This window comes from Paenibacillus sp. 01T442 (genome assembly GCF_056398345.1).
This window is the reverse complement of the sequence record NZ_JBFTPF010000007.1, coordinates 166732-192332: the sequence shown is the minus strand read 5'-3', so window position 1 is coordinate 192332 and position 25601 is coordinate 166732. Positions and strand designations below refer to the sequence as shown.

The following is a 25601-nucleotide window of genomic DNA, read 5'->3' as shown; positions in this document are numbered from 1 at the left end:
CAAGATGGCTAATCTGTTGGTCATTTATTACAGTGCCTTTGGCCACGTGTATCAGATGGCGCAAGCCGTTGCAGATGGTGCCAGCCAATCAGGTGCGCATCCTGTACGAATTGTTCGTATACCCGAAATGGCTGCAGATGTGAATCGTGTGATCACACCTGATAAAGACAGACGTCCTGCGACGAAGGAGAAGACATCTAGCGCCTCTACGTTATCCAAGCAATTTCGTCTAACGGATCGTTATCAGAAGTACGAAGCTACGCTAGCGCTGCAAAAAGAAATCCCAATCGCAACAAATGATGATTTGCGTTGGGCTGACGGCATCCTATGGGGTTTCCCGACGTATTACGGCTCGATGCCGGCGTAAGTTAAATTGTTCCTTGAGATGGCTGGTGAGCTTTGCATCGAGGGTGCCCTTGAAGGCAAGCCGACCGGCATATTTAATAGTACAGCGTCCATCCATACGGGACATGAAGCAGCGATATTAACCGCGATGGTCCCCTTATTTCATTTTGGTATGATTTTCGTGGGATTGCCTTATTCGGAAAATCCGGAGTACTTAACGGCTGATGCAATCGGCTGCTCGCCTTATGGGGCTTCCACTTTAGCTGGGCCGGATAGTTCACTTTCGCCAGATCCTAGAGAGCTGCTGATGGCAGCGCGATTAGGTGAGCGAGTGGCGGACATTGCGGCTGCCATCAAGCAGTTTCAAAAGAAAGTATAAGGCATTCCTGCAACATTTAAAATTGGAAAGCAGAAGGAACCCCTCTTTGAAGAGCTTGGTTCTTTTTTCGCAAATAGATGACCCATCTTACAGGAGGTACTCAGCATGACATTCAATCGTTATCAAGGGGAAGCCTGGGATCAGTGCTTCTTCCCACGCCTTAGTAAACTACAAGTGGCTGAGATTCCCAAAGAAAATGCGTTAATCGTACTGCCAGTCGGAGCTGTTGAGCAGCACGGTCCACATATGCCGGTGTTTACTGACACGTTAATCTCGGAAGTATTATTGACAGAAGCTTTCGAGCAGCTTCCTGATGAAGCGAATATATGGTTGCTGCCAGCCATCCCCTACGGGAAGAGCACAGAGCATCTAGGTCATGCAGGAACCATCACCTTATCGGCAACAACGTTAATGGCTGTTGTGATGGATATTGCCAAAAGCCTGCGGCGAAGCGGTTTTCAGAAGCTCGTTCTCGTTAACTCGCATGGCGGGAATACCGATCTGTTGAACATGATGGGCAGAGAAATTCGCATCGAAACGGGTTTAGCTGTGTTTCGCTTAGATCCAGGCGGGCTCGGCGGTGCTGATGAATGGATAACACCGCTGGAGAAGCAGGCGGGCATTCATGCCGGTGATATGGAAACATCCATCGTCATGGCGGCAATGCCGCATTGGGTGAACATGGATGTAGCGCCAACGGAGTACCCGAATTACCCGGAGTCCCGTTATTTGGCACTTCGGAATCGCGCCTTCGCTTGGGTGATGGATGATCTCTCTCATACTGGCGTATCCGGAGATGCCACGGCAGCAACAATAGCCAAAGGTGTGGCTATGACGGAAAAGTATGGGACTTATATCGCAGAGGCGCTGCTGGCATTCCAAGACTTCGATATGCAATCTCTCAAAATTAGCAAGTAGATTGGATAAACCATAAACACGTATAGGGGATGACAACCATGTCGAAAAATTCTTCTCTGATTGATACAGCTAGCCGACAAACCGCAGGTTCTACTTTCGTGAGTATGACGAATCTCTCCAAGACCTACCCGAACGGAACGATTGCCTTGCAGGATGTCAACCTGACCATTCAAGAAGGTGAATTTTTATGCTTTGTAGGCCCATCGGGTTGCGGGAAATCGACGATATTCAAGATCATTACAGGCTTATCCAAACCAAGCAAAGGCTCGTTGGATGTCTTTGGAACGACTCCGAAGGAAGCGCGCAAGCAAAGTGACATCGCTTTTGTGTTTCAAGATCATACGCTCTTACCGTGGTCGACAGTTGAAGCGAATGTGAAGTTTCCGCTGGAATTACGCGGAGTGAATAAGAAGACCCAACAACAAGAAGCGGAGCGAGTGCTTGAACTTGTTGGGTTGAAGGATTACATGAAAGTGCTGCCTAGGCAGCTTTCAGGTGGTATGAAAATGCGCGTATCCATCGCGCGTGCGCTAATTTCGAGGCCGAAGCTGCTGCTGATGGATGAACCGTTCGGTGCGTTGGACGAAATTACACGTCAAACCTTGCAAATGGAGCTGCTCAATATTTGGCAGCAGGATAAATCGATGACCGTGCTGTTCGTGACACATAATGTGTTCGAATCGGTGTTCCTATCAACAAGTGTCGTTGTTATGACACCTCGACCTGGTAAAATCTCAGCACGTATTGATATTCCAGTTCCTTTTCCAAGGGATGAAACGTATCGAACTACAACACAATTCAGCGATTTAGTGCGCATTGTGAATGACGCTTTGGACCATTAAGACGAGAGGGTGAAGACAGTATGTCCACAGAAGCGGAAGTTACCTGGGTTCATCAGATCGAAGAGCAGTTAGGGAAAGAAATCGTATCCATCGATCAAGAAACAAGAGATAAGCTTTCCAAGGATTATTATTGGTACTCTCCTGTACTTAATCGTAGGCTGGAGGGGATCGCATCGGCTGATGTCGTCGTGCTGCCCCGTAATGAAGACGAAGTGTCCAAGGCTTTGGCTTTTGGCTATCGCCATGGCATTCCTGTGACGGTACGCGGTGCTGGGACTGGCAATTACGGTCAGGCCGTTCCMTTACAGAAAGGGATCGTCCTAGATCTAAGCCGCATGGATGAAATCCTGGAGATTGGACTTGGCTTTGCCMGCCTTCAATGCGGTGTTCGTCTAGGTGTTATGGATAAGAAAGCACGTGAAGTTGGGCAAGAAATTCGCATATACCCTAGTACGTATGTAAAAGCGACGGTTGGAGGCTTCGTGAGCGGTGGTTCAGGTGGAATTGGTTCAATCACACATGGCAATCTATGGGATGGCAACGTCCATGAGGCCGTGATCTATACGATGGAAGCAACACCACAGCGCCTCGTTGTTACAGGTCCCGAATTGTTTAACTATATCCATAATTACGGGACTACGGGCATTTTGACGGAGGTTACCATTCCACTTTCTCCGCGGACTGAGTGGACACAAGCCATTGCGCAATTCCCTACTTTTGAGCAGGCGATGCAGTTTGGTGAGGCTCTCGCCCGTGAAGAAGCGATTCCCAAACGTCTCATAGCACCGATGGAATGGCCGATTCCTTCCTATTTTGTGCCCTTTAGCAAAGTAATTATGCCAGAAATGGCTGCTGTTATGTTGGAGTTTGCGGAAGAAACACTGCGCTTAGTAGATGTGCTTGCGAAGCAATTTGGGGGACATATCGGTCATGTGATCGAGGCCGAAAACTACCGTAAAACGATAGGTGTATCCGACTTTACATGGAACCATACGACTTTGTGGGCGATGAAGACAGACGCATCGATGACGTATCTGCAAGCAGGATTTAAAGTGGATAGCTACTTAGAACAAATAAAGCAAATCAAATCGAAGTACAGAGACGAAGTCTATCTGCATGTCGAATGGGTGCGCAGTGGCGGAGCGGTGACGCCTACAGCCCTTCCTGTTGTAAGGTTTACAACGGAAGAACGCTTATACGAAATCATCGAATTTTTTGAATCTATTGGTGTCAAAATATTTGATCCCCATACCTGGGTGCTCGACCAAGGTGGTCGAGGCGAAGTGGGCAGTATGGAACGCAAGAAACGGGAGAATGATCCGAAGGGGCTTCTCAATCCTGGCAAAATCATTTGTAAGTCATAAAGAAGGGGGATATGTGCAATGGCTGTCGATTCGAAGTACCTACAAATACTACCTGATGAAATATTTCCCGCTCGTGAACGTGCAGCTTGGATGAGTCGCATGGAGGAGGGCGTGTCATTTAGTCGCCGTTTGTTGATGCTGCTCAAACAGCTGCTGCCGCCTTTCGTTGCGTTCGTAGTCTTTATTGGCGGATGGGAGCTGATCGCAGCCTTGACGCATGCGCCAGTCTATCTCGTACCTAAACCATCGGATATTGTGAAAGCCGCTATCGAGAATAGGAGCGGTCTTTGGGTATCCGTGCGAACGACAACTTTCGAAGCTGTACTTGGATTTATTCTCAGTATTATCCTAGGCATAGCGGGTGCAATTCTGCTTGCAAGCTCAAAATGGATTGAGAAAAGCGTGTATCCTTACGCTATTATCCTACAAACGATTCCAATTGTTGCGATCGCACCTTTGATCGTGATCTGGTTCGATGCAGGCATGAATGCGATCGTGATCATTACGTTCCTAATCGGGTTCTTCCCGATGCTGTCCAATACCTTAATCGGACTCAATTCGACAGATCAAAATATGAGTAATTTATTCTATTTGTATAATGCCAATGGCTTTCAAACGATGTGGAAACTTCGTATTCCAGCCGCGCTTCCTTATATTGTGGCGGGTTTGAAAATTTCTTGTACCTTGTCTGTTGTCGGTGCCATTGTCGGTGAATACATTGCCGGAATTGGCGGGGGGCAAGGCGGATTAGGCTATGCCATCACGTATGCGGCTGCGCGATTAAAGACGCCATACTTGTTCGCATGCGGGCTATCCGCTTCTGCGCTGGGGATTGTTTTCTTCCTATTGGTGAACGCCTTTGCCAAATGGCTCCTAAGCTCCTGGCACGAGTCTGAAATGAAGCGTGATAATTAATCGCGCAGCTCTAGATATGAGGTGATTAACTTGCTTGATATGGTCTATCGTCAAGTGCGTTTACTCGGTGATCACGAGTTCCAAGGACCTATAGATATCGGTGTGGCCAACGGTAAAATTGTCGCGATGGGTGAAGTTGCCGATCATGGCGAGCGAGAGGTTGATGGGACGGGGCACTTGCTGCTGCCGCCTTTCGTGGAGTCGCACATTCATCTAGATACTGTTTTAACTGCGGGGGAGCCTGCTTGGAATGAGAGTGGTACACTGTTCGAAGGGATTGATCTTTGGCAGGAACGAAAGCGGACACTCACGTATGAGGACGTCATGGTACGCGCAGAGAAGGTGCTTCGGATGCAAATCGCATCGGGAGTCCTTCATGTACGATCGATGGTGGATATATCAGATCCAAGTCTAACTGCATTAAGAGCAATACTAGCACTTCGTGAGCGTGTGAAGCCTTGTATGGATGTGCAGGTTATCGCCTTTCCGCAGGAGGGGATTCGTGCCTGTCCAGATAATGAACGAAGGCTCGAGCTAGCCTTGGAGCTTGGTGCCGACGGCATAAGTGCAGTCCCGCATCTGGAGCCTACGCGATCAGAAGGAAAAGCATCCTTGGAAATCTGCTTCCGGATTGCGGAAAAGCATGGATGCTTCGTTCATGTATTCTGTGATGAAATGGATGATCCACATTCCACATTCATAGAAAACGTTGCTCATTTAGCCCTTCGTTCAGGCTTAAGAGAACGAGTAACTGCCGCACATGTGAATGCGACAGCCTACTATAGCGAAGCTTACTTTCAGAAAATATTAGGCCTCGTGGCTAGATCAGGCATTCATATCGTATGCTGTCCGCTGATCAATAGCGCGATGCAAGGGCGATTCGATAGCAATCCCAAAGGTCGTGGTATTGCTCGCATCAAGGAGATGTGGCAAGCCGGTATCAATGTAAGCATTGCTCATGATGATATTCGGACGCCATTCTATCCTTTAGGAACGGGAAATATGTTGCAAGCGGCTCATATGGCTGCACATCTTGCTCATATGACGGGGCGCGAAGAACTAGCTGAGCTTGTTCGGATGATTACCCTGCGAGCCGCCCGGACGTTACAGATTAAGGATTACGGTATTGGATTAGGTCTACCTGCTAGTTTCATTATGCTTCCTGGCGAGACGGCAATGGATCTTATTCGCGGGCAGTCTCCGTGCCGTAATGTCGTTAGCCAGGGTCAACTCATTACCGAAACATTACCAGCCAAAACGTTTTGGTTCACTGATAATTAAGGAGCGCTCGCCTGTTGGAATGAGGCGAGCGTTTCATTTTGTTTGTAGAATGTTTACTTTGTTAAGAAGGAAAGCACATAACCCCGTCGAATTCAATTAATGTAAATTACTTACAGTCATTTGGGGGGAAGGTGAATGCATGCAACAATGGCTTCAAAAACATCATTTGCGGTGGAAAATAGGGTTAATTATCATATTTGGCTTATTATTTATGGCAAATCATGTGATGGCGGAGCAACCTGATGGTGCGAAAACGATTCCAAACTGGGAGATGAAGTGGGGGGGGCCCGATGATAAGATTCAAGATATCATAACTTCGTCAGATAAAGCTCAATGGATGACGATCAAGAGCGGAGCGGAAATGCCGGACAAACCAAAAGATGTTTCTACTGCTTGGGTTCGTATCCATTTGCCAGATCAGCTTCCGAAGGACTACGGCATATATATTGACGGTATATATGCACAACAGGTATCGGTTTACATAGGTGATAGATTACTTAATCAGGTGACATTTGACTTTCTTTACGATGAGCAGCGGAGCTTGCTGCCTATAAGCACAGAGGATGGAGGGGGAAGTGTCTATTTAAAACTTCAGACTAGCATGGACCGATTGGGCATACATTCCGATATCCGATTGGATCATTATACTTCCCTGACACATACAATCATATTTCGCGATTTGCAGAATATCATTCTCGGGTTTGCTTTTCTATTCATTTCTGTCATTATGCTAATTTGTTCCTTCTTTCTCAAACAGAAACAACGGGCAAGCTGGATTTCACTTAGTCTCATCATTCTTACATTAGGTACGATCTTTCTTACCTACTCGCCTTTTCTTTATGCAAATTTCACACCTTTCGGTGCTTTAATCTTGAACACTTTTGATGTTTCTTTAGCCGTATTATTAGCCTCACTTACTTATTTTTTTGAGAAAATATTCGATAATGGCAAATTTAAATGGATCCGTATTTTTCGGAAATTTCAGATAGGGTATTCGGCTTTCTGCCTTATTTTTATGGTATTTAATCAGCTGAATCACTATAAATTCATAGGAATATATATCTTTTTCTCACTCACCCTGTTAAGTGTGATTATGATTTTCCAATTTATATTAATTATTGGTTTGTCCATCGTTTATGTCATTCGAGGCAACAGAGAGGCTGTCATTTTCTCTTCGGGCTTCGCTATATTTGCCTTAATGGGGATCTTCGATCTCATACTTTACTACACGAATAATCAAAAGTATCAGTTCTTCCTATGGAAATTTGGTGTGGTTGGATTTATTATCGCTCTCATTGTGATCTTGGGCAGACGTTTCGCAATCAATCAGGAGCAGATGTCGAATTATTCAAAGGAACTGGAATTTTATAATCATCAGCTGCAGCTTTCCGAGAAAATGGAGATGATTAGCTCCTTAGCGGCTTCGGTCGCCCATGAAGTTAGAAATCCATTACAGGTTACCAGAGGGTTTCTACAGCTAGTTGCCGCTAGAACCGATGATAAGAACAAGGAATATATGACGATTGCCATCGAAGAATTAGATCGGGCTTCGGTCATTATTACAGACTTTTTGACATTTGCGAAGCCGCAGCTCGACGAATTAGTAGAATTGAATGTGAGCAAAGAAATTAGTCAGATTGAAGGTATTATAGTCCCCTTAGCAACGCTGAATGGCGGGAGAATAATAGTCAATGTTCCTCCTGATTTACACATTTGCGGGAATTCATCAAAGCTTAAGCAAATCTTGATCAACATTATCAAGAATAGTATCGAAGCTTTCCAAGTCGATGGGCAAATTCATATATGGGCTTACGAAAAAGATGAAGAGGTTTTCATACATATTAAGGATAATGGTGAGGGAATTGAGCCAATACAACTAAGGAAATTAGGTGAGCCTTACTATTCCACGAAGACGAAGGGAACGGGACTAGGCTTAATGGTGACGTTTCGGTTGATCGAGATTATGAAGGGGCATATCGAGTTTAAAAGCCAAAGATTCTTAGGTACAGAAGTGATTATACGTTTCCCCAATATGACAGTAAATTAAGAAAAGGTGTTCCGCTAATTGAGCGGGACACCTTTATTATTTTACCAAACTACTTCTACGGCATTAGATGCTACTAAGATCTTAGCTGGATTTGTAGGGATTACTAGAACAAATTCTGTCGATGTTTCTTCAACAGCTTTAACCTTGATGTCTTCAGGAAGTGTAATGTTAAATGCTTGTTTAAGCGCTGCTCTCKGGTTGGCTAGAAGTTGTTGTTTAAAGGCTTCATCTTCCCAAGCTTTTTGAATAATTTGGGCTTTTACGCTATCATTTGTGGACATTTGTAATCACTCCTAGTCATTTGGGTAATTTTTCCTACAAGAAAAATTATACCACGAACATTTCTATTAATCTATCAAAATCTATCAGAATTAGACAAAAAATAGTAGAACCCACCAGAGACTAAAGTCGCTCTTCGTTCTTTAATTTCTTGGGCTTCCCGATGGATGTTTTGCACGAGAGAATCATGGAAAGCAAGCAGTTGCTCCATGCCTACTGACAAGGTTAGTAGATGCTCGTGGTGAGAGTCAGCAGTCTTTCCGTAATCGACGAAGAAGTCATGGACATAGAGTTGCTGCTTAATCATTTCAGGTGATAGCGTATCTATTGTCGAAAGCTGCAATTGCTTGCGGATCGATGCTATTAAGCAATTATACGATCCATCGGCTAGATCCTCTTCCCAGTCTGACCAGTCATCCAACATTTGTAGTGTTACAAGGGTTTGTTCAACGGCATTGGTAACTACAGGGATGAGATCATCTTGGTTGGCAAGCAGTAGTGCTCCTGTGCTGGCATTTTTAACAGGACTAGCTTTCTTGGCAATTTGAAATTTGTCCTCGTGGAAATAATCGGATTGTCGTTCATTTGTGACACTTTTCGACCATTCTAGGATGTAGGATTCGTAATAGTCCCAGAAGGGGGAATCTGAAGGGAATAGCTCTCGATAAATCGAGAGGAATTGGACATGGAATAAGTTGGCGAGTGGCAGCTTGCTTGCGTGTTCACCTTTGCTAGCGTCCATAATATCATCTTGTATGAAGTAGTACAGCATGACGAAGACATTTGCAAGGGAAAGCTTGTTAAACGACTCCGCAGGCAGCTTGCAGAAGTCTTTCATCCAAAACGGAAGAAGATAACAAATATAATTCTTGCTGCTACCTTCGTGAGTGGGGTCAAACTTAGCTAAATAGGCAAGTCCTAACTGGTCCAATGGAGAGGGAAATTGGCGTACAGTTTCCTTTGCTTCTGCAAAAATAAGATTTAATTGATTCTTGTGATCATTTAGCCAATTCATCGTTCTTCAATTCCTTTCTGTTGGAGCGTATTTTCATATTTGAGTTGTTTACGGAAATCGTTCGGTGTGATTCCGTTATACTTTTTAAATAAGCGATAGAAATAAGAGTMGCTCGTGAAGCCTGTCTTCTCTGCGATTTCAGCAACGGACAGCGATGAGTTTAAAAGCAGATCTTTGGATTTGTTCATCCGCACATCTTGAATCACATCGGTAATGGCAGCCATCGTGTGCTGTTTGTACAAGCGGCTAATATAAATGGAAGACATCGCGAGTTCATCGGCAATCGAGTTCAGTGACAAGTTCTGATTCGCATAATCCCGATCAATGATGTCGTTCATTTTCTTGATCAGCTCCACATGCTTAGAGCTTCTTTTCTCATCTAGCTTTTTCTGAAGCTGCTTGAATACGTCAATGAACTGCGCGTTAATTTCTTCGATGGTCTCGACGTGGTTCAGTGAAGCGACAGCAGCATCCAAGTAGAGGGGGAAGGCTAGCGCATTATTCTTGTTGATCGTCGTTAGGACATTATTAACGGTTAAAGTCAGGTGGGAAATGGCCAAATGGACGACCGTGTAAGGATATAGGGATGTTTCATTCACGATGTCGGTATAAAGCAGTTCAGCCTCTTCCGAATCGCCTGTCATGAGGCAATCGACAAGCTGTTTTTCCTTCTGCGATGGGAATTTGTACTCCTTGGTACGGTAAGCAATAATTTCATCCGACCATATGATACAGCCATGTCCTCTAAATAAACGATGATAAGAAGCCTCCAGCAGCTGCTTATAAAGTTGGAAGCACGTTATCGCTTCGTCCTGCAGCGGGCTTACTGTAATCGAAACGGATAATTTAATGAAGGAAGAGATGGAGGCTTGCATATTCTGGAGCAACTCTGTGTAATCAACAGGTTCCCATTTGAAATCTGCTTCTTTCGCAGAGAGAAGCAACAGAATATGATCATCTCCCATATCGATGCCTTCCGCGTGAAAGGTGGAGGCGCTGATTTCGGTACCGATATTCATGATGGCATAGCGTAACAAGGTAAGTTGATCTTTATAAGTCCGAATGTTTTCTTCATATTTATCAATTTTAACCATGAGAAGTAGTGAAGGGTGATCAATGGTGATTTTGGAGCCGAAATAAGTTAATTTCGATTTCAAGACTTGAGGGTGGTAGGCGTCTCTGCCCAGCATAATATTTCTCAGGAAATTTTGTCGTAAAATTTGCAAGTTATCGCGCTTTTCGATTTCTAACGTTTTTAAGCTTCGAATGACCTTATCAATGGGACCGAATAATCGTTTGGACATGAAGAACGAAATGAGCAGCCCAAGTAGAAGAATGCTAAGGGAGATGTAAATCGTTTTGAGACGCATGTCTCTGATCTCTTTTGTGATAATGGTGTAAGGGGTTGTACGGACGTAACGCCATCCTAGGGAATCAGGCGCTGTATACGAAATCAATGACAGATTCTCATTGACCTTATCGACCAAATAACCCGGTGAAGAAGCATTGGCGATAATTTTCTGGATGTAGCTTTTATCTGCATAATTGGAGAGGACAGGATTAGAACCATCGGTGGAGATCAGAATTCCTTCTTTATTAATAATAAATTCGTTGCTTGCCCGATTGTTAGCAATTTTCTTCAATGATTTATTGAAGAATGATTCTGAGATATTGACGACAACGGCTGAATTCAAGGAATTATTCAAATTGATGGCATCATAGCACAAATAGGAATAGATCCCGACAGTTGTTGTTTGAAGTGTACTGACGTTGGTTGACTTGAAGGTTCTTKGAATCGGCAAGAAAGGAATGTAATCCTGAAAATGATCAAGGATATCGACCATGCCAGGATCGCCAAGGTTGGCTTTTGTTTGGATGCCGCTCTGAAAGTTGTTCGAGCTGACGTAGAAAAGCTCTGAGGTTCCGTTATACACATAAATGGAATCGATAAATGGCATCGCTAGCCGATATAAATTCAATTGCGCCATGCTGCCTTGGACATCATAAATATCTGGTTTATCGTAAAACAGCAATTTACTGATGACGAAATCACGATAAATTTGAAATGACAGGGAGGTAGCAGTTTCTGTTATGGTTCGAATTTCTTGACTCGTTTGGAGCAGGGAGTTGGAGTCGGATTCATACACTTGTTTCAGTGCAATATTGTCGAAGTTGACATAAAGAATTGTAGAGGAGACAAGCAAGGTAATGACAATGGATAAAACAATACTGAGAAGTATGTTGCGATACATAAATTTGCTCTCTTGATTTCGAAGTATCATGCTATCCGTCCCCCCCCTTTGGTAAAAAAAGTATATCCCAACTTTATTCGGCTTGCAATGGAATCGGAGAGCTCAAGGGCTGAAAAAGCGCTATAAACGCCGAATTCTCCATGAAAGTTTACATTGTGCATATGCCGTTTAGACGATTTTGGGTGGGTTCGTTCATAAATGTTAGCAGATCTTCAGTATCCTTGATGGAACGATTCTGTCTATAATTCGAGTATGGCAACCGACAAGATGAACAGGACAATTAACGCAGGGAGGTTTACCAGCATGATCCGAAAGAAAGGATTTTTCTATGAGTTAAACAAAAATAAATTGTTGTTTCTCATGATAGCGCCAACGTTGATCTTCTTCTTTATTAATTCGTACGTACCGATGGTTGGGATCTACTTCGCATTTACTCGGTTTGATTTTAATGGGGGACTTTTCGGAAGTCCATTTGTAGGCTTGGAGAATTTCGAATTTTTATGGAAATCAGGCGTGCTGTGGACGCTTACGCGGAATACGGTGGCCTACAATTTGGCATTCATCGTGTTTTTAAATGCGGCAGCCATCTTTTGCGCCATCTTATTAAGTGAAATGACAGGGAAGTTCTTCAAGAAACTTACGCAATCCGTGATGTTCTTACCTTATTTTATTTCATTTGTTCTTCTGAATGCAATCGCTTACAACATGTTTAATTATGATACTGGTTTTGTGAATACCACGCTTAAATCGTGGGGATCTAACCCGGTGGACATTTATAACACACCTTCTTCATGGGTTTTTCTGTTGATTATGTTCTATGTATGGAAGAATGTGGGCTACACCATGGTGATCTATCTCGCCACGATAACTGGCATTAGTGATGAGTACTACGAAGCGGCAACGATTGATGGAGCGAACATTTTCCAACGGATTTGGTACATAACGATTCCGATGCTGAAGCCAACCTTCATTATATTGCTGTTATTCGCACTGGGCAGCATCATGAAAGGTCAATTCGATCTCTTCTACCAATTAATTGGGAATAACGGGATCTTATACAATGCAACGGACATCTTGGATACTTACGTTTTCCGCTCTTTGAAGGTTACGTTTGACATCGGGATGGCGACCTCAGCTGGATTGTTCCAGTCGATCTTCGGCTTTGTACTTATTATGACTGTGAACTATCTGATTAAAAAATCAAATGATGAATATGCACTTTTCTAGGAGGTGACTGCACTTGCGTACCAGAGGAATTGATTCCGTTACATTCAACATGATTGCCTATCTTGTCATTATCGCGTTTTCTGTGATCTGTTTGTTTCCCTTCCTTCTCATCATTTCGGGTTCACTAACGGATAATGAATCCATTATACGAGATGGATATCACCTCATACCGAATGTCTTTTCATTGACAGCCTACAAGGCGGTTCTAACATTCCCAGAAAAAGTATTAACAGCCTACGGGGTTACGATCTTTGTGACGGTAGTCGGGACGGCACTAGGGTTGTTCATGATGACGATGGCCGGTTACGTGCTGCAAAGGAAAGATTTTAAGTATCGGAATAAGCTTTCCTTCTATATTTACTTTACGACGCTTTTCGGTGGTGGCCTTGTCCCTTGGTACATCATGATGACGAAATATCTACAGTTAACAGATACGTATGCAGCACTGATTTTCCCAGGACTCATGTCTCCCTTTCTTATTATATTAATGCGCAGCTTCATTAAGTCATCTATTCCAGAAGAGTTAACAGAGTCTTCGAAGATTGACGGAGCGAATGACTTCACGATTTATTACCGTGTAGTTCTTCCACTGGCGATGCCTGGGATTGCCACAGTTGGACTATTTCTGGCTTTACATTATTGGAACAGCTGGTTCTCGACATCGCTCTTTATTAATGATCAGAACAAATACGAGTTGCAGTATTTCTTGTATAACATCATTAACACAGCAGCAGCGGTTTCACAGCTTGGTGTTAGTACGGGAGTGACGATGAGCCAGGACATTCCATCGGAATCTACCAAACTAGCAATGGCTATTATTGTAACTGGGCCGATTTTATTCCTGTATCCATTCGTTCAACGATTTTTCGTTAAAGGCCTAACCATAGGCGCTGTGAAAGGTTAGAACTGTAACGGAGTTATTCCGTCAGCTAACATAGATTATTGACTTATTTAAATTATGCACAAATAAAGGGAGGATTTACATGAAAAGTAATGCGAAAAAGATGTACAGTGTGTCAATGGCATTAGTGCTTGCGGGTTCCGTTGTTGCAGGGTGTAGCAGTTCCACATCCACAAGTTCGCCAAGTCCTTCCACAGCCCCAGCAACGAAAGCACCAGAAGCTACAGCAGCGGCGGCTACAGCTAAGCCAGCAGGAATAGACACATCGAAGAAAGTAGAATTGCAATTCTATATGTTAGGACCTGCACCGAAAGATCTTCCAGTTATTGAAGAAGAGATTAACAAGCTGGCCTTGAAGGATCTGAACGCGACAGTTAAATTCAATTTCACAACGTGGACGGATTGGGATCAGAAATATAAGTTATTATTATCTTCCGGCCAAGCGGTTGATTTGATCTTCACAGCAGAGTGGACACAATACCAATCCTATGCCAAAAAAGGAGCTTTCCTAGCACTGGATGAGTTGCTTCCGAAAGCAGCGCCTAAATTGAATAGCTTCGTACCGAAAGACATGTGGGAAGCTGTCAAAATTGATGGCAAAATCTACACCGTTCCTGCCACTTATAAAGAGTACGTAACGACAGGCTTTATCTGGCGTGAAGATCTCAGAGAGAAGTTCAATTTGCCGAAACCGGATTCCCTTGCTAATTTCGAATCATATCTAGCTGGCATTAAGAAAAATGTACCTGATATGGTACCACTAGCAGCGAATAGTGATGTGAAAGGCAGTCTTTCTGATCAATACAAAAACTTAACAATCGATCCAATTGGAGCCGTTCCTTATGGGTTGAACATTGGCTATAAAACGCCATCTGATGTTAGCTTGTACTGGGGTTCTGCGGAGCACTTGAATGAGCTGAAAGCGATGAAGAAATGGCAGKATGCCGGCTACATTACGAAGAACGTCCTGAACACGAAGGATGCGATGACGGATTTGATTACAAGCGGTAAAGCAGCAGCGAATCTTGGAGATAACCCTAGCCGCTTCAATGATCAAAAGCTGAAAATTGCTTCTACTCACCCAGACTGGAAGCTTGAGTACTACCCAGCGCCAATGATTAAAGGGCATGCAGAGCCAGTTCACCCGATCCATAATGGCTTCGCAATTCCGAAAAGCAGTAAAAACGCCGAGCGTGCACTTGCTTTCTACGAAAAAATGGTAACAGACAAAACGTACAATCAATTGACTGAGTACGGTATCTTAGGCAAAAACTACACGGTTGATAATGGTTACTACACCATGATCGGTGACACGAACAGCAATGGTTTCCCTAGAGAAGCTATGCAGGGCTGGGCATGGAGAAATCCTGAGTTTATGTTATTCGATAAAGGCTACGATGGCGTGAAAAAAATCTTCGCTGATCTGGATAAAATTGCAACACCTGATAAATACACAGGATTTGCAGAAGACTACACGAGCTATCAAGCAGAAAGAGCGGCATTAGAGCAAGTGGAGAAACAATATCTGTATCCACTTGAAGCAGGTCTGGTTGCGGATGTTGAAGGCGGATTGAAAACATTTATGGAAAAAGCCAAAGTAGCCGGGCTTGATAAAATTCAAGCCGAATACAAGAAACAATGGTTGGAGTATGTGAAAAGTCAAAATATTAAATAAATAATCTTGAAAAACGCGGATGTGTGCCTGATAGATGGGCGCTCATCCGCGTTTTGTATTGACAGTCGGTGACTTTTTGTTTAAATTGGAAGCAAATCGATTGTTCACAATATGACGGAGGAAAGGAAACAACTATGAGCAGCAGTGAATTTTTGAAGCTGGAGAATCAGCTTTGTTTCAGCCTATATGCGAGCTCCAGAGCGATCACTCGGATGTATCGCCCTTTTCTCGAGGAGCTTGGTATCACGTATCCGCAATACTTGGTTCTGCTTGTGCTCTGGGAGCAGCAGGAGAGCACGGTGAAAGAGCTTAGTGAGAAGCTAGATCTGGACTCAGGAACACTGACCCCGATGCTCAAAAGAATGGAAGCGCAGAAATTGCTCGTTCGGAATCGCTCACAGGAAGATGAGCGAGTAGTCCTCATTCGCATCACAGAAGCCGGACTAGCTCTCTACGATCAGGCACTATGCATTCCGCAGACACTGTTCGCTTCGAGTGGTTTATCACCGGAAGAAATTACGAATTTCAACGCGCAGTTGAAACGAATTATCACAAGCGTTAATGCCTCCATGTAAGGAGCATCATGGGGATTCTCGATGAATTGAGGCTATGCAATGAATTATTTTGTGTATATTCTAATCAATAATATTGTTCCGATTTGTATCATGATCGCGGTTGGCGTGACCATGTATCGCGCCTTTCAAATTGACATTCGTACACTCTCGAAGCTGAATTTCTATGTATTTTCGCCAGCACTTGTTTTTGTAAAGCTGTATGAATCCGAAATGAGTCTCTCCATCCTCATGCAGGTGCTCTTATTTTTTGTCATTTTCTTCAGCCTTCTATTTGCGATCATTGAAGTGATCATCCGCATACAGAAGCTGAAGCGCGGCATGCGGATCGCCATGCGAAATAGTGTTATTTTCTACAATAGCGCTAATTATGCACTGCCACTCAATCAAACCGTATTCGGCGGCAACGCCTATACACTAGCTATCCAGATCGTTATTATGATTATGCAGACGCTCATCCCTAATACCTATGGAATTTACACCTTAAATGCACATAAGGCTTCTTGGAAGGCGACGATGAAAACGATTCTCTCGTTACCTGTCATTTATGCCATTCCAATAGCACTCTTGTTACGTTATTACCATGTGCCGGTGCCATCCTCGATCAACATCCCGTTGAACTACATCGCAAATGCCTTTATGGCCACAGCGCTGTTGACGTTAGGCGTACAGCTTGGCGCCATGAAATGGACATTTCAGTTCTCGAATGTCTTGTTGTCAAATATGCTGCGCTTGGCGATAGGTCCGCTATTAGGGTTTTTGGTTGTGTGGATGCTGGGAATTGAAGGTTTAACCGCGAAGGCGTTGATTCTGTCCTGCGCAGTTCCTACATCATTAAGTAGTGTGCTCCTTGCCATTGAGTATGAGAATGAGGCTGAGTTTTCTTCACAGGCGGTCTTTACTTCGACATTATTTAGTATGTTTACGATACCAATTGTCATCTATTTGTTGGATTTTATTTGAACATTGTGGAGAATCATGAAACTAGCAGGAATATCGACAATTTTCGGCGAATGGGTATATCTACCTAAATACATCCAATTCGAGGGGGATTTTTTACGATGAGATACCAATTTTGCCAGTACGTCACGATTGTCGATATGAATGATGAGATTATGTCCGAGGTGATATTTGAACACGGAGAATTCGAGTCGAATGCAGTCTCGATTGGTTCTTCCGTTTTGATTCATCAACTAGGTTTGAAGCAGTTCGACGTTGTCTATGACAAGCGTGAGGGAAAGACGATTCGTTATAAGATCGAAGATATTGAAGTTAATTTAATCGAGCAGCCAACCGTTACGCGTGTTTTCTTGGAGCCTGTTCGTTTAATTGTAGGCCAACATGATATTGGTGAAGTCGAGTAGTTCATTACAGCAGTGAAAGGAAATAAAGTCTTATGATGAAATTGTTTATGATTTTAGGAAGCTTGAATGCTTTCCTATCTGTTGCATTAGGTGCGTTTGGCGCCCACTATTTGAAAACGAAAATTCCTGATAAGATCGACGTGTTTCAAACAGGCGTTCATTATCACATGATACACGCGATTGCTTTACTCGTGATCGCGCTGCTCTCGGACAAGCTAGGAAATACTTCCTTGGTGAATGCCTCAGGGTGGGCTATCTTCATCGGAATTATCTTGTTCTCTGGCAGTTTGTATGGATTAAGCTTGACAGGTATTAAAGCCTTTGGACCTATAACTCCGCTAGGCGGATTAAGCTTCCTTGTCGGTTGGACCCTGTTAGCCATTGCAGCGTTTAAATTAAATTAGTCGAAAGAGCCGGAGAAATCTGGCTCTTTTTCGCATTTCATGGCAAGTTAGCAGGAAATGGCGCAACCTTTGTAGAAAGTAAACACGGATTGGTAATGTGCGCGAGATTATTTTACATCATTTGGGAGCTAGGATCGGACATCTACGAATGGCTACCCTATCGAACATAGAACTTTAGAAGGAGGCGAATTCGTGAACAATCGGCTCTATATTGGTGTATATGTCGTCGTAGCCATATGCGTTAGCATTTTCGTAAAGCCGTACGCCCCATGGATTTGTCTCTCGGGCGCACTCGCACTACTTTACGTATTGCGTACTAAGAACTCGCTGCGACAACCGCCGATACCCAAGGAACTCCCGAGAGATCATGCGTATCTAAGTGTACTGGATTCGCTATTTGAACATAATCCCAATGCGATCGGGATTTTTAATGATGAAGGTAATTTTATTCGTATGAATCAAGCAGTAGAATCGATTCTGGGATACTCGGTTACAGATCTAATGCATCAACCTTTTACAGGCATTGTAACGGACGAACAGTTGGAGACAACCGAGTGGCAATTGCAGCAAAGTCGCAACGGAATTCCATATACCTTTGATACGTCGGTACTGCATCAGCGCGGTTATCGTGTCGATTTGCACGTAACAGCTGTTCCTGTCGATATCCATCATCATGCCAAAGGTAATATTCTGATTTGTCAGGACATTACGGAACGTAAACGTGGCGATGAGCAAGTCCGTTTCATGGCCTATTACGATGATATGACGGGGCTTCCGAATCGACGGTTATTTAAAGATCATTTGGACGAACGACTGCGTCTTTGTAAAGAAGAAGGACATAAGGTCGCGGTGTTTTATTTGGATATTGATCGCTTCAAACTTGTAAATGATAGCTTTGGGCATGACTATGGCAACATGCTGCTACTTCAACTCGCAGAACGGTTCACTCGCTGTTTGACCGCTGAGGATTTCTTGGCGCGTACGGAAGGTGACGAATTTGCCTTTTTCTATTCCAATGTAGAAGATGTGAATGATGTGATGACCGTTATTGCTGAAATCAATCGTGTCTTGGAGAAGCCATTCCTCCTTGAACAATATGAGCTGCATGTCACGGCAAGTATAGGTGTCGCCATTTCTTCGGAAGATACAGGTGAGGCTGATGAATTGATGAAATATGCGGATATTGCATTAGCCCGGGCCAAAGAGAAAGGGCGAAACGATTTTCAGATATTCAATTCGGATATGAAATCTGTTTCGATCAATCGTTTGAGGCTGGAGAATGAGCTGCGCAGAGCGTTAGTTAATGAAGAATTCGTACTTTACTACCAGCCTCAGGTGGATATAGGATCGGGGCGAATTGTTGGTGTAGAAGCTTTAATTCGGTGGAATCACCCGGACAAGGGGATGGCTATGCCTAATCATTTTATCCCATTGGCGGAAGAAAGTGGATTGATCGTTCCGATTGGCGAGTGGGTGCTCCGCGCGGCTTGTAAGCAAAACAAAACATGGCAGTCTGAAGGGTATGCCCCTATTCCGATCTCAGTGAATTTATCGATGCGACAGTTTTTCCAGCATAATCTGAAAGGGAAAATAAGGCATGTTCTTGAGCAGACCGAGCTGGATCCGCAATATTTGGAGTTGGAAATTACTGAAAGTATGACGATGGATGTGGATCATGCCATTCAATCACTGCTTGAATTGAAAGAACTTGGTGTGAATGTGAGTATCGACGACTTCGGTACAGGCTATAGTTCGCTTTATTATTTGAAGAAATTTCCGATTGATAAGCTGAAGATTGACCGCTCCTTCGTCCGCGATATCATGGTAGATCCGAATGACGCGGCCATTGTTGCGACCATTATAGCCATGACGCACCATTTGAATCTGAAAGTTATCGCAGAAGGTGTAGAGACGGAAGATCAATTGAAATTCTTATATCAAAATCGATGCAATGAGGTTCAAGGATATTGGTTTAGTCCTCCTGTTGATCGTTTAGAGCTGGAGCATATGCTAAAGCATGGCATTTCAGTTGCAGCTGCGTCAGGTGAATAGAAAAAGGTACCCATGCAGATCGTTAGCAAGGGTACCTTTTATTCAATTTGTTGCTACGTAGTCATCAATTTCATTTAACTTGAATAGATATACCTTTTTCTCATCAACATGATAGACAGTCACATTCTGGCTGCTCGCGTCAAAATTGAGGATTCGACAAGGGAGGTTTAGTTTAATTCCTTGCGCTTTGATCACCGTCAAACGAATCAAGGTATTGTTCTTCTTGAAACTCTCTAACTGCTCAACAATGTGTTTCGCGGCTTCAGTGGGGTTCGTTCTGCCACTTGAGGTTGGCGTAGGAGCGCCAGTTTTTTTATTTGTATGTAAGGAAGCGGGACTTCCTTGTTTCGTATTCAATTCAATAAGTTGACCGAGCTGGATGCCTTTAAGGATTTGATAATCTTTGATCGCGTCTACATTTAACAAATGAAGGAGCTTTTCCATTGCTAGGCCATTGGTCTGATCTTCAATTAAAATCTCTACGGTGAATAAATGTCCATTCTTCGGACTTGTGTTTGAATCCCGTTGGTTCATCATAGCCTCCTAACTGCACGAAAATCGCACTCATCTTAACTATATCATGATATCATATTCAAATGTAGCCTCGTTTTTATAAATGGCTCTTCCCCTGAGTAATTTCGAGTAAATTCGAGTAGAGAAAATAAATCATTTTTACGGAGGTACTACATTGGATGATTATACGGCGAGAGAAGATTTGAGATTAAAATTGATGGAGGCAGAAGCCATTCTCAAAGAAGCAGAAGAGGAATATGCTGTATTTGTAAGGCAATTAAAAGTGTATGAAGACGTTATTAAAGAACAGAAAGAAAAAATTCGCATGATTAAGGCAACAACAGATTTGCATCTCCAGTAAACCTGAAAGAATATGGCATGAAGKAAGGTTGCGCTATGAAATGGATCGTACTTGTTATCATCCTATTGAGTGTGCTTCTTTTGATTTATAGACTAACTTTTAGAATTAGAGATAAAGTTGAGACGACGAAGATTATACAGATGTCACTTCATGGGAAGCGAGTATCCAAAGTGAATAAGCAAATGTGTTCGTTTTGTCGTAAAAAGGAAAAGAAGCTGAGTTTCTATTCAGACGAACAAGGAAGAGTTGTTGGCGTTTGTCCAGTATGTAGACCTCAAGCCGAGCGGAGAGCGCTGATGAGGTTATGAAATGGTTATGAACTAGCCTAATTTCACGATTTCGCAATAAAATGGAAAAACACACAGAATCTTTACAGTGACCTCACACCGTACTAGCCGCAGGCGCATATACTAATGTAAGACTGCGAAGAGGAGCTGTGCAGAGCATGATGCGCGTAGAACCCATTCTTCTTGAAGGACATACAGCAATCGCGATAGAGGTTAAATTGCCGAAAACAACCTTGCTAGTGGTGACAACGGATAAAGGCTATATTATGTGTGGCGCCCTCGATGTGGCGCTGCTCAATGAGCGTTTAAGTGACAGGAATATTGTAGCGGCGCGAGCTACCGGGGTTCGAACGATCGAGGAGCTTTTGGAAGCACCGCTTGAATCAGTAACCTATACGGCGGAAGACTTAGGTATTGTAGCAGGGATGACTGGAAGAGAAGCGATACTTAAAATGATGTAAATCATGTAACGGCAAGCTCGAGCGCTTGGGTCTCTAAGACCAAAGCGTTTTTTTGCATCATGCATGATGACAAAGCTGTGTGTGCCATCTGTGCATGAATCTGAAAATGCATTTAAATTCATACTTCCTGCAATTTCCTTGCTTTTTTTACACATAAAAGTGTTGTTATTTTATTGACCAAGTGTTAATATATGATTCGTCCATTACATAGAGCGGGGGAAAAATGATGAAAAAATTAATGATTTCTGTGGTAGCAGCAGCTTTAGTTATAACAATGGCAGGTTGTGGCTCCAAAGATAGTGGTGGTACGAAAGTTAAATTTGCAACAGATGCAGCTTATGCACCGATGGAATATATGGATAAAGACAAGGTAGCTGGCTTTGATATCGACTTCCTTGCTGAAGTGATGAAAGAAGCAGGTCTAGCTTATAGCATTACGAACACGGGTTGGGATACGATGTTGACGAGTGTTCAACAAGGTAAAGAGTATCAAGCAGGTATTTCCAGCGTATCCATTACGGATGAGCGTAAACAAACGTATGATTATACAGCTCCTTATTTCGAGTCAACGAATATGATTCTTGTTAAAGAAGGCAGCCCGATCAAAACTGCAGTTGATTTGAAAGATAAGAAAGTAGCGGTTCAAATCTCTACTACGGCTGATACGCTTATGACGAAAATTATGGGTGGAGATAATAAGTCACTCAAACGTATGGATAATAACACGCTTGCCTTGATGGAACTTGAGAGTAACGGTGTTGACGCGGTTGTTGCGGATATTGCTATTATTCGTGAGTATGTTAAAAACAATCCAAACAAAAAAATCGTTTCGATATCTGACAGCAAAAACTTCGAATCCGAGTACTATGGCATCTTGCTTCCTAAAGGCAGCGACCTGAAAGCGAAGCTGGATCCTGCGATCAAAAAAGTAATTGAGAACGGCACTTATGCAACAGTGTACAAAAAATGGTTCGGTCAAGAGCCAGATACGAAGAAATTGCTCGATCAAAAATAAAAGTTCAAAAGCATGCGTGACTCAACCTTACGCATGCTTTTCTTCTGTGAGTAGCAGAATAATAAATGGAAAGGAAGTGTGGAATGGATTTTCGGTTTGATATTATTCTTGATTATGTCCCCTTGCTGCTGAAAGGTACGCTATGGACGATTGGTATTTCCATTCTCTCCATCTGTTTCGGCTCTGTTTTGGGTCTGGCAGTTGGTTTAGGTAAAATGTCACACCGCGGCTATTTGAGATGGCCGACAAGTATATATGTTAACTTCTTCCGCGGTACTCCGTTGCTGGTTCAAATATTGCTTGTTCACTTTGGGGTTGTTCCTTTGTTTTTAGGGTCAACAAACCCCATCATTGCTTCCATCGTGGCATTGTCCTTGAATTCGGCGGGGTATATGGCGGAGATTTTCCGTGCAGGTATTCAATCGATTGATAAAGGCCAGACGGAAGCCGCGCATTCTCTAGGCATGACGCATTTCCAAACGATGAAATCGGTTATTTTACCGCAAGCGATCAAACGGATGATTCCGCCTTTCGGGAATGAATTCATCGTACTTATCAAGGATTCCTCGTTATTCGCCATTATCGCAGCGCCTGAGTTGATGTATTGGTCGAACGCGATGCGCAGCCAATATTTCAAAGTATGGGAGCCATATTTGACAGCTGCACTTATTTATTTCATTCTTACTTACTCTCTTAGCAAGCTTCTTGGCTATATCGAAAGGAGAGTATAATATGACGGCTTTAATAGAAGTTAAGAACTTGAAAAAAGCGTTCGGAGATAACGTTGTTCTTCGTGACATTAGTACGGAAATTCGGCACCAAGAAGTGCTGGTTGTAATTGGTCCTTCCGGATCCGGGAAATCTACTTTCTTACGTTGCTTGAATCTGCTGGAGCAGCCCAATGGTGGAACGATCACGATTGATGGTCGCAATCTCATGGACCCTGCGAACAAAATTAACGAGATCCGCATGGAATTAGGTATGGTTTTTCAGCGGTTTCACTTATTCCCTCATATGAAGGTTATTGATAATATTATGCTTGCGCCAATCCAGGTACGGAAATGGCCGGAGGATAAAGCACGGAAGAAAGCCTTGGAGCTCTTGGCCAAAGTTGGACTCGCAGACAAAGCAAACGCACTTCCGGATTCTTTATCCGGTGGTCAAGCGCAGCGTGTTGCGATTGCACGTGCACTCGCGATGGAGCCGAAGATCATGTTGTTCGATGAACCCACTTCCGCGCTTGATCCAGAGATGGTAGGCGAAGTGCTTGCGGTTATGAAACAATTGGCCAAAGAAGGTATGACCATGGTTGTCGTGACGCATGAAATGGGCTTCGCGCGTGAAGTTGGCGATCGCGTCATGTTCATGGAGCAAGGAATTATTGTCGAGGAAGGCAACCCGAAACAAATTTTTGAGGCACCGACTCAGGAACGTACGAAATCGTTTTTGTCCAAAGTGCTATAGGGTTTATTTTATATATGAGGAGGCTCGCGCTTAGCGCGGGCTTTTTTGTTTCCCGTTGAAGTAACCAATCTAAATATATCGAGGAGTTACCAAAATATTTTATTAGTTTGGAGATGCGATTCAAGTAATTGGGAATCTAATGGGAAAAACTACTGAAAAACTAAACAAATGATCTAATTTTCATTTCTTCACGTAAAAGAAAGCGCTATCTATAATAATGAAGTAGGCCAATGAGATTCAAATACTACACAAAAGCACAATAGGGGAGTTGTATAAAATGAATATCAAAAAAGTAACCGCTTTATCTCTAAGTACGGTCATTGCAGGAGGACTATTAGCTGGATGTAGCTCGACAGACAAGCCAGCAGCAACCGAAACAGCGAAAACAGCAACGGGGACTCCTGCTGCAGCGAGCAAAGATCCTGTTAAACTAACGTTCTGGTTCCCGGGCGCAGATAAGGCCAATGATGAATATTTCAACAACGCCGCTAGAGAATTCGAAAAGCTTCACCCGAATGTCACGATCGAAACAACCGTGCTTCCATCTGCAGCTGAGGATATTGATACCAAGCTGAACTCTGCGAAGCTAAGTGGCACAATGCCAGATATTTTTTCTGCCTACCTTGCTTTCATGGGAACAAGAGGGGCGAAAGGCGACTTTGCTCCATTAGATGCATACATCGATAAGTGGGATCAAAAAGCAGATATCATGGATAGTGCTTTGAACGCAGGTAAATATCAGAACAAAACATTAGGCTTAGGATTCTTCCCAGCACCTGAAATTCTGACATATCGTAAAGACTATTTCCAAGAAGCAGGTCTTGATCCGAACAAACCACCAGCGAACTGGGACGAGCTTGCAAGCTACGCGGAGAAGCTTACTAAGAGGGACGCAAATGGAAATGTAACGCGTGCAGGCTTTGATATTCCACTTACGTCCGCAGACGTATTCGTTGAACCGTTCCTTCGCCAGAATGGTGCAAAGCTCATCGACGAGGCGCAAAGCGTACCTGTTCTGAATGATGCGAAAGCCGTTGATGGTCTGAAATACTTAGTGGAGTTGAACAACAAGAAAGTAAGCATTCCTTACAATTATCAGAAGAAAGATGAAATTCCTTTTGTAAGCGGTAAATCGGCGATGTCGTTCCTGCAAACAAGTGGAATCAGCAACCTGATCAAAAACAATCCAGACTTGAAAGACAAGTTAGGTTTCGCTCCAGTACTTCAAAAAGAAACAAAAGTAGGCTTCAATGGCTACCGTCTATTCACAATTGGAAACGCAAGTAAGCATAAAGATGAGTCCTTCGAATTTATTAAATTCATGATGTCCAACGAGCAAGTTTGGAAGCGTTATAAAGATTTGAAAATCCCTGTGGTCAAGAAGTCACTTGGCAAACAATTTACAGATGAAGATCCAGCATTCAACAGCGTATTGCTCGATTATGTAAACAATGGAAAAGGTAAGCCAGTTGTGCCTTGGTTGGCTTTGTATAACAAATACATCATCCAATCCTATGAAGAAGCGATTAGCAAGAAGAAAACACCTGAACAAGCACTCAAAGATGCACAAGAAAATCTTCAAAATGAACTCAAAAATATAGCTAAATAAATTTCGTTAAATCAGGAAGAAGCAAGCGGGCTTTCAGACAGTGATTCATCGGAGCTGTC

At 43.3% G+C, this 25601-nt stretch carries 26 protein-coding genes; 22 read left to right on the top strand and 4 right to left on the bottom strand.

Annotation, left to right across the window (positions count from 1 at the left end):
* Positions 1 to 4 precede the first annotated feature (4 nt).
* The 8 genes from AC1DLM_RS09405 to AC1DLM_RS09370 all read left to right on the top strand — a co-directional run bounded on the left by AC1DLM_RS09405 (position 5) and on the right by AC1DLM_RS09370 (position 8091).
* Positions 5 to 367: an NAD(P)H-dependent oxidoreductase gene (locus tag AC1DLM_RS09405; protein WP_477569817.1), complete on the top strand. Its 363-nt coding sequence runs from the start codon at positions 5 to 7 to the stop codon at positions 365 to 367.
* A gap of 6 nt (positions 368 to 373) precedes the next feature.
* A complete protein-coding gene (locus AC1DLM_RS09400) occupies positions 374 to 724 on the top strand; it encodes an NADPH-dependent FMN reductase family protein (protein ID WP_477569816.1) in 351 nt (116 codons plus the stop codon).
* Between the two features lie 105 nt (positions 725 to 829).
* Positions 830 to 1642: a creatininase family protein gene (locus AC1DLM_RS09395; protein ID WP_477569815.1), complete on the top strand. Its 813-nt coding sequence runs from the start codon at positions 830 to 832 to the stop codon at positions 1640 to 1642.
* A 38-nt stretch (positions 1643 to 1680) separates the two neighbouring features.
* Positions 1681 to 2484, top strand: a complete 804-nt coding sequence (locus AC1DLM_RS09390) for an ABC transporter ATP-binding protein (protein ID WP_477569814.1) — start codon at positions 1681 to 1683, stop codon at positions 2482 to 2484.
* Between the two features lie 20 nt (positions 2485 to 2504).
* Complete coding sequence (locus tag AC1DLM_RS09385) at positions 2505 to 3848, top strand: FAD-binding oxidoreductase (protein WP_477569813.1); 1344 nt, start codon at positions 2505 to 2507, stop codon at positions 3846 to 3848.
* A 99-nt stretch (positions 3849 to 3947) separates the two neighbouring features.
* Positions 3948 to 4763, top strand: coding sequence for an ABC transporter permease (locus tag AC1DLM_RS09380; RefSeq protein ID WP_441989904.1), 816 nt, complete (start codon positions 3948 to 3950; stop codon positions 4761 to 4763).
* Between the two features lie 39 nt (positions 4764 to 4802).
* Complete coding sequence (locus tag AC1DLM_RS09375) at positions 4803 to 6044, top strand: amidohydrolase family protein (RefSeq protein ID WP_477569830.1); 1242 nt, start codon at positions 4803 to 4805, stop codon at positions 6042 to 6044.
* Between the two features lie 139 nt (positions 6045 to 6183).
* On the top strand, positions 6184 to 8091 hold the full coding sequence (locus AC1DLM_RS09370) for an ATP-binding protein (RefSeq protein WP_477569812.1): 1908 nt from the start codon (positions 6184 to 6186) through the stop codon (positions 8089 to 8091).
* A gap of 41 nt (positions 8092 to 8132) precedes the next feature.
* On the opposite strand, the gene AC1DLM_RS09365 is transcribed toward AC1DLM_RS09370, so the two are convergent.
* The 3 genes from AC1DLM_RS09365 to AC1DLM_RS09355 form a co-directional block, all read right to left on the bottom strand.
* Positions 8133 to 8372, bottom strand: coding sequence for an NHLP leader peptide family RiPP precursor (locus AC1DLM_RS09365; protein ID WP_477569811.1), 240 nt, complete (start codon positions 8370 to 8372; stop codon positions 8133 to 8135).
* A 74-nt stretch (positions 8373 to 8446) separates the two neighbouring features.
* Positions 8447 to 9385: a hypothetical protein gene (locus AC1DLM_RS09360; RefSeq protein ID WP_477569810.1), complete on the bottom strand. Its 939-nt coding sequence runs from the start codon at positions 9383 to 9385 to the stop codon at positions 8447 to 8449.
* Entirely contained in the window at positions 9382 to 11667 is a 2286-nt protein-coding gene (locus AC1DLM_RS09355) for an AraC family transcriptional regulator (protein WP_477569809.1), read from the bottom strand. Before AC1DLM_RS09355 ends, AC1DLM_RS09360 begins: the two co-directional genes overlap by 4 nt.
* Positions 11668 to 11940: 273 nt before the next feature.
* Between AC1DLM_RS09355 and AC1DLM_RS09350 the strand changes: the two genes are divergently transcribed.
* The 8 genes from AC1DLM_RS09350 (at position 11941) to AC1DLM_RS09315 (ending at position 19832) form a co-directional block, all read left to right on the top strand.
* Positions 11941 to 12864 carry an ABC transporter permease gene (locus tag AC1DLM_RS09350; RefSeq protein ID WP_171638036.1) on the top strand — a complete coding sequence of 308 codons (924 nt, stop codon included), beginning with the start codon at positions 11941 to 11943 and terminating at the stop codon, positions 12862 to 12864.
* Positions 12865 to 12913: 49 nt separating this feature from the next.
* Complete coding sequence (locus AC1DLM_RS09345) at positions 12914 to 13768, top strand: carbohydrate ABC transporter permease (protein ID WP_441989902.1); 855 nt, start codon at positions 12914 to 12916, stop codon at positions 13766 to 13768.
* Positions 13769 to 13841: 73 nt separating this feature from the next.
* Positions 13842 to 15440 carry an extracellular solute-binding protein gene (locus tag AC1DLM_RS09340; protein ID WP_477569829.1) on the top strand — a complete coding sequence of 533 codons (1599 nt, stop codon included), beginning with the start codon at positions 13842 to 13844 and terminating at the stop codon, positions 15438 to 15440.
* 134 nt (positions 15441 to 15574) lie between these two features.
* Positions 15575 to 16015, top strand: coding sequence for a MarR family winged helix-turn-helix transcriptional regulator (locus AC1DLM_RS09335; protein WP_171638034.1), 441 nt, complete (start codon positions 15575 to 15577; stop codon positions 16013 to 16015).
* A gap of 39 nt (positions 16016 to 16054) precedes the next feature.
* Positions 16055 to 16975, top strand: coding sequence for an AEC family transporter (locus AC1DLM_RS09330; RefSeq protein ID WP_441989886.1), 921 nt, complete (start codon positions 16055 to 16057; stop codon positions 16973 to 16975).
* Positions 16976 to 17073: 98 nt separating this feature from the next.
* The gene (locus AC1DLM_RS09325; protein WP_171638030.1) at positions 17074 to 17376 is read left to right on the top strand and encodes a hypothetical protein; all 303 of its coding nucleotides are present in this window, start codon (positions 17074 to 17076) and stop codon (positions 17374 to 17376) included.
* Positions 17377 to 17411: 35 nt separating this feature from the next.
* Entirely contained in the window at positions 17412 to 17780 is a 369-nt protein-coding gene (locus AC1DLM_RS09320) for a DUF423 domain-containing protein (protein ID WP_056624735.1), read from the top strand.
* 192 nt (positions 17781 to 17972) lie between these two features.
* Positions 17973 to 19832, top strand: a complete 1860-nt coding sequence (locus tag AC1DLM_RS09315) for a putative bifunctional diguanylate cyclase/phosphodiesterase (RefSeq protein WP_477569808.1) — start codon at positions 17973 to 17975, stop codon at positions 19830 to 19832.
* Between the two features lie 42 nt (positions 19833 to 19874).
* On the opposite strand, the gene AC1DLM_RS09310 is transcribed toward AC1DLM_RS09315, so the two are convergent.
* Positions 19875 to 20369: a hypothetical protein gene (locus AC1DLM_RS09310; RefSeq protein WP_477569807.1), complete on the bottom strand. Its 495-nt coding sequence runs from the start codon at positions 20367 to 20369 to the stop codon at positions 19875 to 19877.
* 151 nt (positions 20370 to 20520) lie between these two features.
* Here AC1DLM_RS09310 and AC1DLM_RS09305 point away from each other — a divergent pair, with 151 nt between their 5' ends.
* The 6 genes from AC1DLM_RS09305 to AC1DLM_RS09280 all read left to right on the top strand — a co-directional run bounded on the left by AC1DLM_RS09305 (position 20521) and on the right by AC1DLM_RS09280 (position 25542).
* Entirely contained in the window at positions 20521 to 20706 is a 186-nt protein-coding gene (locus AC1DLM_RS09305; protein WP_477569806.1) for a hypothetical protein, read from the top strand.
* A gap of 445 nt (positions 20707 to 21151) precedes the next feature.
* Positions 21152 to 21454 carry a YunC family protein gene (locus tag AC1DLM_RS09300; RefSeq protein WP_056624253.1) on the top strand — a complete coding sequence of 101 codons (303 nt, stop codon included), beginning with the start codon at positions 21152 to 21154 and terminating at the stop codon, positions 21452 to 21454.
* 226 nt (positions 21455 to 21680) lie between these two features.
* Positions 21681 to 22469: a basic amino acid ABC transporter substrate-binding protein gene (locus tag AC1DLM_RS09295; RefSeq protein WP_477569828.1), complete on the top strand. Its 789-nt coding sequence runs from the start codon at positions 21681 to 21683 to the stop codon at positions 22467 to 22469.
* A gap of 83 nt (positions 22470 to 22552) precedes the next feature.
* On the top strand, positions 22553 to 23200 hold the full coding sequence (locus AC1DLM_RS09290) for an amino acid ABC transporter permease (RefSeq protein WP_056624247.1): 648 nt from the start codon (positions 22553 to 22555) through the stop codon (positions 23198 to 23200).
* A gap of 1 nt (position 23201) precedes the next feature.
* Positions 23202 to 23933 carry an amino acid ABC transporter ATP-binding protein gene (locus tag AC1DLM_RS09285; RefSeq protein ID WP_477569805.1) on the top strand — a complete coding sequence of 244 codons (732 nt, stop codon included), beginning with the start codon at positions 23202 to 23204 and terminating at the stop codon, positions 23931 to 23933.
* A gap of 277 nt (positions 23934 to 24210) precedes the next feature.
* On the top strand, positions 24211 to 25542 hold the full coding sequence (locus AC1DLM_RS09280) for an ABC transporter substrate-binding protein (RefSeq protein ID WP_477569804.1): 1332 nt from the start codon (positions 24211 to 24213) through the stop codon (positions 25540 to 25542).
* The last annotated feature ends 59 nt before the right edge of the window (positions 25543 to 25601 follow it).